This is a genomic window from Pseudoalteromonas sp. G5_S1_14_S5, from assembly GCF_054968605.1.
This window is the reverse complement of sequence record NZ_JBQKUM010000102.1, coordinates 1-13,138: the sequence shown is the minus strand read 5'-3', so window position 1 is coordinate 13,138 and position 13,138 is coordinate 1. Positions and strand designations below refer to the sequence as shown.

At 44.4% G+C, this 13,138-nt stretch carries 13 protein-coding genes; 8 read left to right on the top strand and 5 right to left on the bottom strand.

Annotation, left to right across the window (positions count from 1 at the left end):
• Window positions 1-280: 280 nt before the first annotated feature.
• From ychF to lolB, 5 genes are all read right to left on the bottom strand, one after another.
• Window positions 281-1,372 (bottom strand): redox-regulated ATPase YchF, encoded by a 1,092-nt coding sequence (ychF, locus tag ACTRWI_RS20630; RefSeq protein ID WP_063523318.1) that lies wholly within the window; start codon window positions 1,370-1,372, stop codon window positions 281-283.
• A gap of 10 nt (window positions 1,373-1,382) precedes the next feature.
• Window positions 1,383-1,973, bottom strand: coding sequence for an aminoacyl-tRNA hydrolase (gene pth / locus ACTRWI_RS20625; RefSeq protein WP_004739815.1), 591 nt, complete (start codon window positions 1,971-1,973; stop codon window positions 1,383-1,385).
• Between the two features lie 200 nt (window positions 1,974-2,173).
• Window positions 2,174-3,118: a ribose-phosphate pyrophosphokinase gene (locus tag ACTRWI_RS20620; RefSeq protein WP_499133615.1), complete on the bottom strand. Its 945-nt coding sequence runs from the start codon at window positions 3,116-3,118 to the stop codon at window positions 2,174-2,176.
• 27 nt (window positions 3,119-3,145) lie between these two features.
• On the bottom strand, window positions 3,146-4,021 hold the full coding sequence (gene ispE / locus ACTRWI_RS20615; RefSeq protein ID WP_499133614.1) for a 4-(cytidine 5'-diphospho)-2-C-methyl-D-erythritol kinase: 876 nt from the start codon (window positions 4,019-4,021) through the stop codon (window positions 3,146-3,148).
• The gene (gene lolB, locus ACTRWI_RS20610) at window positions 4,018-4,665 is read right to left on the bottom strand and encodes a lipoprotein insertase outer membrane protein LolB (RefSeq protein WP_499133613.1); all 648 of its coding nucleotides are present in this window, start codon (window positions 4,663-4,665) and stop codon (window positions 4,018-4,020) included. Before lolB ends, ispE begins: the two co-directional genes overlap by 4 nt.
• 160 nt (window positions 4,666-4,825) lie before the next feature.
• Between lolB and hemA the strand changes: the two genes are divergently transcribed.
• The 8 genes from hemA to ybaK all read left to right on the top strand — a co-directional run bounded on the left by hemA (window position 4,826) and on the right by ybaK (window position 13,084).
• Entirely contained in the window at window positions 4,826-6,085 is a 1,260-nt protein-coding gene (hemA, locus tag ACTRWI_RS20605) for a glutamyl-tRNA reductase (protein ID WP_499133612.1), read from the top strand.
• Window positions 6,086-6,113: 28 nt separating this feature from the next.
• A complete protein-coding gene (gene prfA / locus ACTRWI_RS20600; RefSeq protein ID WP_499133611.1) occupies window positions 6,114-7,202 on the top strand; it encodes a peptide chain release factor 1 in 1,089 nt (362 codons plus the stop codon).
• Between the two features lie 5 nt (window positions 7,203-7,207).
• Complete coding sequence (prmC, locus tag ACTRWI_RS20595; RefSeq protein WP_499133610.1) at window positions 7,208-8,080, top strand: peptide chain release factor N(5)-glutamine methyltransferase; 873 nt, start codon at window positions 7,208-7,210, stop codon at window positions 8,078-8,080.
• Window positions 8,081-8,278: 198 nt separating this feature from the next.
• Window positions 8,279-8,662, top strand: coding sequence for a SirB2 family protein (locus ACTRWI_RS20590; protein ID WP_499133609.1), 384 nt, complete (start codon window positions 8,279-8,281; stop codon window positions 8,660-8,662).
• 27 nt (window positions 8,663-8,689) lie between these two features.
• Window positions 8,690-9,499 (top strand): SirB1 family protein, encoded by an 810-nt coding sequence (locus ACTRWI_RS20585; RefSeq protein ID WP_499133608.1) that lies wholly within the window; start codon window positions 8,690-8,692, stop codon window positions 9,497-9,499.
• Window positions 9,500-9,524: 25 nt separating this feature from the next.
• Window positions 9,525-10,376 (top strand): 3-deoxy-8-phosphooctulonate synthase, encoded by an 852-nt coding sequence (kdsA, locus tag ACTRWI_RS20580; protein WP_004739800.1) that lies wholly within the window; start codon window positions 9,525-9,527, stop codon window positions 10,374-10,376.
• A 456-nt stretch (window positions 10,377-10,832) separates the two neighbouring features.
• Entirely contained in the window at window positions 10,833-12,494 is a 1,662-nt protein-coding gene (ushA, locus tag ACTRWI_RS20575) for a bifunctional UDP-sugar hydrolase/5'-nucleotidase UshA (RefSeq protein WP_499133607.1), read from the top strand.
• 104 nt (window positions 12,495-12,598) lie between these two features.
• Entirely contained in the window at window positions 12,599-13,084 is a 486-nt protein-coding gene (gene ybaK / locus ACTRWI_RS20570) for a Cys-tRNA(Pro) deacylase (RefSeq protein WP_373941396.1), read from the top strand.
• Window positions 13,085-13,138 lie beyond the last annotated feature (54 nt).

Below are 13,138 nucleotides of genomic sequence, written 5' to 3'. Positions count from 1 at the left end.
TTTCCAAATTGTCGTTCATTTTGAAACGTTGCCGCTTCGCTGTGAACGGGGCGCATTATGCGTAGTTGAGTGAAACCCGTCAACTTTTTTTTTGAATAAATCACGAATAAATATCTGTTCGGTTTCTTTTTAGTCAAAGAGGCGCATTTGTCGGCAAAAAACAGGTCAAAAAGGCGATATATATAGGAAGTTAACTTTCTGATGTCGAACTCTTGCTAAAGGGTAAAAACAAAAAGGCCAGTGAAATTCACTGGCCTTTTGTCCGATATTTAATCAGCAATTATACATTGAAGCGGAAGTGAACAACGTCACCATCTTTTACGATGTATTCTTTGCCTTCAAGACGCCATTTACCTGCGTCTTTTGCGCCGCTCTCACCGTTAAATTCGATGAAGTGATCAAAACCAACAACTTCAGCTCGGATGAAGCCTTTTTCGAAGTCTGTGTGGATCTTACCAGCCGCCTGTGGAGCTGTTGCGCCTACAGGAATTGTCCAAGCGCGAACTTCTTTAACACCCGCTGTGAAGTAAGTTTGAAGAGTAAGTAGTTCGTAACCAGATCGGATCACTCGGTTTAGACCTGGTTCTTCGATACCCATGTCCGCTAGGAACTCTTCACGATCTTCGTCGTCAAGCTCAGAAAGCTCAGATTCGATAGCAGCACATACAGCAACAACAACGTTGTTCTCTTTTGCAGCGTATTCACGAACAGCATCTAGGTAAGGGTTGTTTTCAAAACCATCTTCAGCAACGTTTGCAATGTACATTGTTGGCTTAAGTGTTAGGAAGTTTAGGTAGCCGATTGCTGCCGCTTCTTCTTTCGCTAGTTCAACAGTACGCGCCATACCACCTTCAGTAAGAACTGGTAGTAGCTTTTCTAGTACAGTGATTTCGAATTTAGCGTCTTTGTCGCCGCCTTTTGCTTTCTTAGCGTTACGCTGAATTGCACGCTCACAGCTATCTAAGTCAGCCAGTGCAAGTTCAAGGTTGATCACTTCAATATCTTCTATTGGAGATACTTTGCCAGAAACGTGAACGATGTTTTCGTTTTCAAAGCAGCGTACAACGTGACCGATCGCGTCAGTTTCACGGATGTTCGCTAGGAATTTGTTACCAAGACCTTCACCTTTAGATGCACCAGCAACTAGGCCAGCGATATCAACGAATTCCATCGTTGTTGGAAGGATCTTTTGTGGATTAACAATTTTTGCTAATGCATCTAAGCGTAGATCTGGAACCGGAACGATACCTGTGTTTGGTTCGATCGTACAAAATGGAAAGTTTGCTGCTTCGATGCCTGCTTTAGTCAGTGCGTTAAACAGAGTTGACTTACCAACGTTTGGTAGACCAACGATGCCACATTTAAAACCCATGATATAAACCTTATTCTGCTTTGAACGTATGTAAGCGATTTTGTGCTTTTGGTAGGCCATCTTTTAATAAGATGTCTAGGCTGCGAACCGATTCGTCAACGACGGCCTCGATACACTCTTGCTCTTTTTGCGGAGCTTTGCCTAATACATAACCTGCAACTTTATCTTTGTGTCCAGGATGGCCGATGCCTAATCTCAGACGATAGAATTCTTTATTGTTACCCTGCTTGCTGATGATGTCTTTTAGACCGTTGTGTCCACCATGACCACCACCTTTTTTGAACTTTCCAATACCAGGAGGAAGGTCTAACTCATCATGAGCAACCATGATCTCTTCTGGTTTAATTTGGTAGAACTTTGCCAAAGCTGCAACTGCTTTGCCTGATAAGTTCATAAAAGTCGTTGGGATCAGCAAACGAAGATCTTCACCATGAACCATGATACGACCCGTTAGGCCAAAGAACTTTGGTTCGTTCTTCAGTGTTACGTTGTGTACACGTGCTAATTCTTCAACTACCCAAGCACCCGCATTGTGGCGAGTTTTGGCGTATTCAGGACCTGGATTAGCCAGTCCAACGAGAAGTTTTATTTGTTGGCTCAAGGTATGGATCTCTCTTGGGATTTCAAAAAGCGCCGTATGATATCACAGTTTATGAAAAAGGTGCGAGCTAGCTGATGGCACCATGATTATTCCGAGCTGTGATAAACAACAGTCACCAGATATAAAAAAAGCACTTCATCAAATGAAGTGCTTAATGTCTTTCTCTAACGAGTTTCTAAAACAAAGCTAAATAGCCTTGATTAGTTGAACATCGCTGAGATTGATTCTTCGTTGCTGATACGACGAATCGCTTCAGCAAGCATGCGAGAAAGGCTAAGTGTTGTTACTTTACCTGTAGCAGCCATCTCTGGAGATAGAGAGATAGAATCTGTTACGATAACCTGGTCTAGAACAGAGTTCTTGATGTTGTTCGCAGCAGTACCAGAGAAAATAGCGTGAGTTGCGTAAGCGAATACGCGCTTAGCACCGCGCTCTTTAAGCGCTTCAGCTGCTTTACATAGTGTGCCACCTGTATCGATCATGTCATCAACGATAACACAGTCGCGCCCTTCAACATCACCGATTAGGTTCATTACTTCAGAAACGTTAGCACGTGGACGGCGCTTATCAACGATAGCGATATCAACGTCACCTAGCGCTTTAGCCGTTGCACGAGCACGTACAACACCACCAAGGTCTGGAGAAACCACAACTGGGTTTTCTAGGCCGCGGTTAGCCATGTCTTCTAGAAGAACTGGAGTACCGAAGATATTATCAACTGGTACATCAAAGAAGCCTTGGATTTGCTCTGCGTGTAGATCGATAGTAAGAACGCGGTCTACGCCAACGTTAGAAAGGAAATCTGCAACAACTTTTGCAGTAATTGGCACACGTGCAGAACGTACACGACGATCTTGACGGGCATAACCGAAGTAAGGGATTACAGCAGTAATACGGCCAGCAGAAGCGCGGCGCATTGCGTCAATCATTACCACCAATTCCATTAGGTTGTCATTGGTTGGTGCACAAGTTGATTGAATCAGGAATACATCGCTACCACGAACGTTTTCATTGATTTGAACAGCGACTTCGCCATCAGAAAAACGGTCTACAGTAGCATCGCCAAGAGAGATATATAGACGATCAGCAATACGTTGGGCTAGTTCAGGTGTTGCGTTACCAGCAAATAGCTTCATATCAGGCACGGTGGAAACCTCGGGTTGCGTCCAGTTTTAAATAGATTGTGGGTGGGCTGAGTGGTATTCAGCCAACGTTTCTTTCAAAGGAGAAATGTTTCGTCCTTTCGCTACAAATGCGGAAACGGTGTCAGGTAGTTTTTCTAGCACTAATTCGGCTTCTTTTTTGCTGCTAAATTCAGCAAAAACGCACGAACCTGTGCCAGTCAATCTCGACGGCGCGTATTGTAGCAGCCATGAAAGTTGCTTATCAACCTCTGGGTACAGTATTCGAACAATTTTTTCGCAATCGTTTACGTATTCTTGCTTTAGAAGCGTTGGTAGCGCTCGCTTTGGCGTATTTCTGGTTAATTCTGGATGTGTGAATATGTCCATAGTTGCTATGCTCACTTGAGGTTTAACAACGAGATACCATTTTTCATCCGGATTAGCAGGCGACAGCTGTTCACCGACGCCTTCAGCAAAAGCGGCATAGCCTCGCACAAACACTGGAACATCTGCACCAAGATTCAGGCCTATCTCTGCAAGTTGATCATCAGAAAGATTCAGTTGCCACAAGTAATTAAGCGCAACCAACACAGTTGCAGCATTTGAAGAGCCTCCGCCAATACCACCACCCATTGGTAGCACTTTCTCTAGCTCAATATCGGCACCGAAAGAGGTTGAGGTGTATTGCTGAAGTGCATTCGCTGCTTTCCAGATCAGGTTGTCTTCAAGCGCTACTCCAGGTATTTCTGGCGTGATAGTTATCGAACTTGTTTCTGAGTTTGCGGTAACCGTTAGTTCATCACCAAAGTCAACGAACTGAAATAGTGTTTGAAGTTCGTGGTAACCATTATCACGTCGGCCAGTGATATAAAGAAATAGATTCAGCTTTGCTGGAGCAGGCCAGTGCGTTGGTGTTGTAATCATTTTTTCAGTGTCCACTTCGAAACTACGATGTTGATTTTGTTTTGGTCTTGCTTGAAAGAGAGTCGAGTAGGGAGTGGGATCGTCTCTACATTTGCTTTGTCTTCACCAGATTGCAGCGTACTCGGCATCTCTGTGTTGCGATAGTTTGTAAAACTCAGAGTCCATAGTTGGTTACTAACTTGTTTGGTCAGTGACTCAAGGGTATTCGTTGTATTTAGCTGGTAGCTATTCGATTGGTCTGGAATGCCAAGGAACCATTTTGGCAGATGATCAACTGGGATTTTCAAGCCTGTAAGCTGTTCAACCAAGATAGAGGCGCTTGAGTGGGTAAATACTTGGTCATCATAAGTGACGACTTTGGCGCCAGATGGATCAATGGTCAGGTTTAATGCGGTCTGACCAAGGAAAGTGGTGAGTCTTAATTGGCTTTTGTTTGGAGAGTGCTTCCAAACAAAATTGAGGCTTTGGCGCTGCTCGGGAGAGATGTAAGCAAGCTTACCGGAAGCTTGATAGTTTTCTATCTGCAATAGGCGGCTTTGGTGCGCTTGCCATTCAACACTTGTCGGTTGTTCCGGGATAGACGAGCAACCCACCATGATTATGGTAATAAAAATAAGAGACGCGATTTTATGAAGCTTGCCCATATTTGCTCACAACTTGTTCAAATTTATCTAAAAAACGCTTCAACTATAGCATTGAATGCGCGAAGTCAGGAAAACAAATCCCGCTTGCTCTTTAAATAGAGCCATGCATCAAGTAAAATTCGCCCCTTGTTTCCATTCCCTGATCGAGAACTTCTGATACATGTCTTTGCTTGCCGTAGGTATCAATCACAATACAGCGTCGGTTGAATTGCGAGAAAAAGTCGCTTTTGGTCCAGACAAACTGTCTGAGGCACTCAAGCAACTTAACGCAAATGCACACGTAAATGGAAGTGTCATACTTTCTACCTGTAACCGAACTGAAGTGTATTGTGACGTTAAAAACGGAGCAAAAAACAAGCTTATCGATTGGTTGTCGGTTTTCCACCAAGTGAGCCCTGAAGAGCTAAAGCCAAGTCTTTATATCCATGAAGAGCAGGCCGCAATTAAACATTTAATGCGCGTTGCTTGTGGTTTGGACTCTTTGGTCTTGGGTGAGCCGCAAATCTTAGGTCAGGTTAAGCAAGCTTATACAGACTCTCGTGGTAGCAAGTCTGTCGATGCTTCAATGGAAAAGCTGTTCCAGAAATCATTTTCTGTAGCGAAGCGCGTTCGAACTGAAACAGAAATAGGCGGAAGTGCGGTGTCTGTGGCTTACGCAGCTTGTACCTTGGCCAAGCATATTTTTGAGTCGATTGCTGATTCTACTGTGCTGTTAGTTGGCGCTGGTGAAACGATTGAGCTCGTGGCTAAGCACCTTCTAGCAAATGGCTGTACTAAAATGATTGTGGCTAATCGAACCCGTGAGCGTGCTTTAGGGCTAGCCGAAGAGTTTGGCGCTGAAGTGATCAGCTTAAATGAAATTCCAGATCACCTACATAGAGCAGATATCGTGATCAGTTCAACCGCAAGCCCGCTGCCAATTATTGGTAAAGGCATGGTTGAGACCGCTCTGAAGAAAAGAAAACATCAACCTGTGTTATTGGTTGATATTGCGGTGCCTCGTGATGTGGAATCACAGGTTGGCGAACTGAATGATGCTTACCTGTATTCGGTGGATGATTTGCAGTCGATTGTTAATGGCAATATCGAGCAACGTAAAGTGGAAGCAATCCAAGCTGAAGCGATCGTCAGTGAAGAAAGTGCCGCGTTCATGAGTTGGATGCGCTCACTGCAAGCGGTCGACAGTATTCGTGATTACCGAAAATCAGCGAATGAAATCCGCGAAGAATTATTGAGTAAAAGTTTACAATCACTTGCCGCTGGCGGTGACCCTGAGAGAGTTTTACTAGAGCTTAGTAATAAGCTCACAAACAAATTGATCCATGCTCCAACCCGCGCACTACAAAGTGCTGCTGAGCAAGGAGAACCTGCGAAATTAACGGTCATTAGACAGAGTTTGGGCCTAGAAGACCCTCAATAATATTAGACCTCCAACAAGATAAGACATTATGAAAGCCTCGATTCTAGTAAAGCTTGAAACACTTGTTGAACGCTACGAAGAAGTTCAACACCTGCTTGGCGATCCAGATGTGATCGGTGATCAAAACAAATTCCGTGCACTATCTAAAGAGTACTCTCAGTTAGAAGAAGTGACTAAGTGCTTCCAAGCTTATCAGCAAGCTCAAGACGATCTAGAAGCTGCCGAAGATATGGCGCAGGAAGACGACGAAGAGATGCGCGAAATGGCGCAGGAAGAAATTAAAGAAGCGAAAGAAGCGATTGAGCGTCTAACTGATGAGCTTCAGATTCTTCTTCTACCTAAGGATCCAAACGACGAGCGTAACTGTTTCCTAGAGATCCGTGCCGGTGCGGGCGGTGATGAAGCGGGTATCTTCGCGGGTAACCTTTTCCGTATGTACTCTAAGTTTGCAGAGAAGAAAGGCTGGCGCGTTGAAGTAATGAGCAGTAATGACTCAGAGCAAGGCGGCTACAAAGAGATGATCGCTAAAGTAAGTGGTGAAGGCGTTTACGGTGTGATGAAGTTTGAGTCAGGCGGTCACCGTGTTCAACGTGTACCAGAGACAGAGTCTCAAGGCCGTGTTCATACTTCTGCATGTACTGTTGCTGTTATGCCTGAAATCCCAGAAGCGGATCTTCCAGAAATTAAGGCTGCAGACCTGAAAATCGATACCTTCCGTGCATCTGGCGCCGGTGGTCAGCACGTTAACACTACGGATTCTGCTATCCGTATTACTCACTTGCCAACAGGTACAGTAGTAGAGTGTCAAGACGAGCGTTCTCAGCATAAAAATAAGGCGAAGGCGATGGCTGTTCTTGCTGCGCGTATTGTACAAGCTGAAGAAGAGCGTCGTGCTGCTGAAGTATCAGACACGCGTCGTAATCTGCTAGGCTCAGGTGACCGTAGTGACCGTATCCGTACTTACAACTATCCGCAAGGTCGTGTTTCTGATCACCGTATCAACCTAACACTTTACCGTCTGAACGAAGTGCTAGAAGGTGACATGCAAAGTCTGATTGATCCGGTTCTCCAAGAGCACCAAGCAGACCAACTTGCTGCGCTAGCTGAGAGCAACTAAACCCTATGCAATCTGCCTATACGGTTGAAAGTGCATTAAAAGCAGCCATCTTAGCATTTCAAGAGGGTGACAATACGTCACCCTCAATTGATGCTGCGGTACTGCTTTGTCACGTCTTAGATAAACCAAGATCTTACCTGTTAACTTGGCCTGAGAAGCACCTTACCTCAGAACAAGAATCTGAATTTCAAGCCCTTTTAAACCGTCGTTTAACCGGTGAGCCTGTGGCTTACATTGTCGGTGAGCGTGAGTTTTGGTCGCTGCCGTTAAAAGTTTCGCCATCTACTTTAATTCCTCGCCCAGATACTGAGCGTTTGGTTGAAGTCGCGCTGGATAAAACCTATGGGAAACAAGGTGCGATTCTGGATTTAGGGACAGGTACTGGTGCTATTGCCTTGGCGCTGGCGTCTGAGATGCCAAATCGACCAGTGACAGGTATTGACCTTCGTCCTGAAGCTCAAGCGCTTGCAACAGAGAATGCGAAACGCTTAAACATCACTAATGCCACGTTCTTGCATGGTAGTTGGTTTGACCCGCTTCGCGGTCTGGCTTCTGATAGCGGTGAGGTTAAGTTCTCTCTGATTGTCTCTAATCCACCTTATATAGAGAAAGATGACCCTCACCTCTCGCAAGGCGATGTGCGTTTTGAGCCGATTACTGCGCTTGTTGCCGAAGAGAAAGGGCTTGCTGATATTCGCTATATTTCTGAAAACGCACGTGTCTTTTTGGAAAATGAGGGGTGGTTGGCGTTTGAGCACGGTTACGACCAAGGCTTGGCTGTACGTCAGATAATGCAAGCGCTAGGTTATCTCGATGTAGTCACAGAGAAAGATTACGGTGGCAATGACCGAGTGACATTAGGTCGTTATTGCTCATAGTTCGTTGTCGTTTGCTGAGGGGGCTCAGTAGTTGTTAGCCACTCATGTAACCCTAGAGGGCGAACTTACGAAATTGATACCTTTAGCGCGAAATTACATTTGACTCGGTAATGCATTTAACGCAGAAATACAGAGCACCAACGGGTCCAATGTCGCTCGTGCTAACGAAAGCACATATAAAAAATATAAAGGAATTCCATGTACGAAGGTTTAAAACATTTTCACTTACTAACGATTGCTATAAGCGTGTCACTTCTTTCAATTCGTTTCGTTCTTATGATGGCGAACTCGCCGAAACTTAAGCACCCTTTCTTGCAGCGTTTCCCTCATATCAACGACTCGTTGCTATTGCTATCGGGTATTGGCTTGATTTTTATCACTGGCTTTATTCCCTTTACTCCAGCTGCGCCATGGCTAACAGAAAAGCTAACTTGTGTGATGGCTTACATCGCATTGGGTTTCTTTGCGCTTAAACTGGGTAAAAATAAACTATTGAGAGTATTCTCATTCTTCGGTGCGCTTGGCTGGTTAGCTATGGCAGGCAAAATTGCGGTGACGAAGGCGCCAACATTTTTCGGTTAATGATCTCCTTATTTCGGTTAACTACTTATGTACGAATTTTTTGATGAAGACTTTGACCAGCTAGAATTAGCTGAAGGTGCATTGATCTTAAATAAAGCGATTAACCCAGACACTCAAGACAGTTGGGCTGAGCAAGAGCTGGCAAGACTGTTTAAAGAAGCTGAATTGGTTTTGGTTAATGAGACCGATGAGCAACAGAAGTTTGAGTCCTTTATTCGACTATTCTTCTATGAATGGGGCTTTGCAGGTGATAAAGACGCTTACTTCTCTTCAGAGAACGCTTTCATCGATAAAGTGCTAGAGCGTAAGAAAGGCATCCCAGTCAGTCTCGGCGCGATCTTTCTTTTTCTAGGTCGCAAGCTAGGTTTTCCAGTAGAGGGGGTCTCTTTCCCTACTCAGTTTCTGCTTAAAGTGACTTGGTACGGCCAAGCAGCAGTGTATATCAATCCATATAATGGTGAATACGTTGGTGAGCAAACGTTACGAGCGTGGCTGATCGGTCATGATGGTCCGTTGGCTGAGCTTAAATCGGAGCATTTAGAAGTGGCCGATCATCCAACAATCATTGGCAAGTGGTTAGCGCTATTAAAGAGTGCTTTACTGAGAGAAGAGCGCTATACGCTAGCATTGAAATGTACAGACCTTGCATTAACGTTTGTACCTGACGATCCGTATGAAATCCGCGACCGTGGTTTTATCTATCAGCAGTTGGATTGTCACCAAGTGGCAGCGACGGATTACCAATATTTTATCGACCAATGCCCAGATGACCCTGCATCTGAGTTACTGAAGTCTCAAGTGAACGTCATGAATGAAAAGACAGTGGTTGTTCACTAATTAATAATTATTTAGAGAGAATATGATGGAACAAAAAACAGTTCATATTGGCGATATGCCAATTGCTAACGACAAGCCATTTACGCTATTTGCGGGCATGAACGTTCTTGAATCTCGCGATCTAGCAATGCAGATCTGTGAGCACTACGTGAAAGTAACTGAAAAGCTGGGTATTCCTTATGTATTTAAGGCGTCTTTCGATAAGGCAAACCGTAGCTCAGTTCACTCATACCGTGGCCCTGGTATGGAAGAAGGTCTAAAAATCTTCCAAGAATTGAAAGACACATTCGGTGTGAAGATCATCACTGATGTTCACACTGAAGCACAAGCTCAGCCGGTTGCTGATGTAGTTGATGTCATTCAACTTCCTGCATTTCTAGCTCGTCAAACGGATCTTGTTGAAGCGATGGCTAAGACTGGCGCAGTTATCAACGTGAAGAAGCCTCAGTTCATGAGTCCGAACCAAGTTGGTAACATCGTTGATAAGTTCGCAGAATGTGGCAACGATAAGATTATCCTTTGTGAACGTGGCTCTTGCATGGGCTACGACAACCTAGTTGTAGATATGCTTGGTTTTGGCGTAATGAAGAAAGCTTCAAACGGCAGCCCAATCATCTTTGACGTAACGCACTCTCTACAGATGCGTGATCCTTCAGGTGCTGCATCTGGTGGTCGTCGTGAGCAAACGGTTGAACTTGCAAAAGCGGGCCTTGCGACAGGTATTGCTGGTCTATTCATTGAAGCTCACCCGAACCCAGATCAAGCGCGTTGTGATGGTCCATCTGCACTGCCTCTAGACAAGCTAGAGCCATTCTTGAAGCAGATGAAAGCACTTGATGACCTTATCAAAGGTTTTGACCACATCGATATTAAATAGTCGAACAGTATAGAATTCCAAGCCGGCGTAAGTGCCGGCTTTTTTGTCCCTATAGCTAAGTGAATGGCTATGAGCTTGAGCTCCTTAAGCTAGCTTTAGTACAGTTTTGTGATGTTATAACGTAACCTCTAAGGCTCTGATAAATCGAATAAATTTAACGAAGGTCACTTTGTAGCGCTTTCGAACTGAGTAAATCACAAATAATCTAAAAAATGATGAAAACGTTTGCCTGTGATCACTTATTAGATCAACTGCAACTTTGTCGCTTTGTTACACACTCGATAGGGGATTATGGTGATCTATCCTACATAAATATGAAATCACTCTGTTAGGTTTACCGTCTTAATTTAAACTACTTCAAGTTTTACCACCTCTAACCATGTTTCTTAAGTGGACATGGGCTTAAGGAGAGTGGCAGAAGCAGTGGATTCCCCTACAAAGTTCAAAGGTATGACAATGAAGCAACGCCTTATTCTAAAGACAGCACTAAGTGCTGCAATTCTAGCGACTTTAGCTGGTTGTGCGTCTCAATCTGCTCATGATTGGAACCAAGACGAAACTTACAAGCTAACGATTCTTCACACTAACGACAACCATGGTCGTTTCTGGCAGAACAAATACGGCGAATACGGCATGTCTGCACGTAAAACGCTGATTGATCAACTTCGTGCAGAAGTTGAAGCAGAAGGCGGTAGCGTGTTGCTTCTATCTGGTGGTGACATCAACACAGGTGTACCAGAGTCAGATCTTCAAGATGCAGAACCTGATTTCAAAGGTATGAACAAGATTGGTTACGATGCAATGGCACTCGGTAACCATGAGTTTGATAACTCACTAGACGTACTACAAAAGCAAATCGATTGGGCTAACTTCCCAATGTTATCTGCAAACATCTACGATAAAGCGACTGGCGAACGTAAGTTCCAAGCTTACGAGATGTTTGAAAAGCAAGGTATTAAAATTGCGGTTATTGGTTTAACAACGGAAGATACTCAAAAGATTGGCAACCCTGAGTTTATCGCAGGTATCGATTTCCGTGACCCTAAAGAAGAAGCGAAGAAACTGATCGCTGAACTTAAAGAAACAGAAAAGCCAGATCTTATCTTTGCTGTGACTCACATGGGTCACTACGAAAATGGTCAGCGTGGCGTTAACGCACCAGGTGATGTAGCACTAGCGCGTTACCTAGACGAAGGTGATCTAGACATGATCGTTGGTGGTCACTCTCAAGAGCCTGTATGTATGGAAGGCCCTAACGTTGCGAAGAAAAACTTCAAGCCGGGTGATGAGTGTAAACCAGACCTTCAAAACGGTACTTACATCGTTCAAGCTCACGAATGGGGTAAATACGTAGGCCGTGCTGATTACGAATTCCGTAATGGCGAACTAGAAATGGTGAGCTACGACCTAATCCCAGTTAACCTGAAGAAAAAGGTTAAGATCGACGGTAAGAAGCAGCGTGTTCTTATCCAAGACGAGATTGCGCAAGATCCAGAACTACTAGAGTTCCTACGTCCATTCCAAGAGCAAGGCCAAGCACAGCTTGAAGTTAAGATTGCTGAAACAAATGGCAAGCTTGAAGGTGACCGTAACGTGGTTCGTTTCCAACAGACTAACCTAGGCCGTCTGATTGCAACTTCTCACATGGAGCGTGCAAAAGCAGACTTCGCTGTGATGAACTCTGGTGGTGTTCGTGATTCAATTGAAGCGGGGGAAGTAACATACAAAGATGTACTAACAGTACAACCTTTTGCAAATATCCTGACTTACACAGACATGACGGGTAAAGAAGTTCTAGATTACCTAAACGTAGTAGCGACTAAACCAATCGATTCAGGTGCTTACGCACAATTCGCTGGTATCTCAATGACAGTTGCGAACGGTGAAGTGTCTGACGTTGTTATTGGTGGTATGCCACTTAACTTAGAAGAAACGTACCGCTTCACAGTACCAAGCTTTAACGCTGCTGGTGGTGACGGCTACCCTAAACTGTCTGACCACCCTGGTTACGTAAACACTGGTTTTGTTGACGCTGAAGTACTAAAAGAGTATCTAGCAGCGAATAGCCCAGTTGACGTGAACAAGTACGCACCTTCTGGTCAAATTGTTTACAAGTAATTGGATCATTAAGCGCTAAATTCGATTGACTCTAGCGCCATGATAAATTTAACTAAAGCGACGCTACGGCGTCGCTTTTTGTTTACCTATTGTTTGGATTTGTTATGACCCCTGCAATCAATCTTGCCAAGAAAAAGAAAATCGCTCATACGGTGCATCAGTATCACCACGATGCCAACAATACCAACTATGGGTTAGAGGCTGTTGAAGCACTTGGGCAGGATCCTAAACGTGTATTCAAAACGCTGCTATTCTGTCTAAATGGTGTCGCTAAAGACTTGGCTGTTGCGGTGATACCTGTCGACCAGAAACTAAATTTGAAACTTGCGGCTAAAGCGGCAAAAGGCAAAAAAGCAGAGATGGCGAACCCGGATATTGCACAGAAAACCACAGGTTATGTAGTAGGGGGGATCAGCCCGCTTGGTCAGAAGAAAGCGCTGCCGACTTTTGTTCATTCCAGTGCGACGGAGTTTGAAACGATCTGCGTAAGTGCAGGAAAGCGAGGGTTGGAAATTGAACTCGCCCCTAAAGATTTAGCTCAACTGACTCGAGCTCAGTTTACTGATTTGTGCTTGCAAGCTGATGGTTAGTCGTCACAAGCCATGATGTATGAAATAACAAATAAAAACGCCCACATAGTCGTG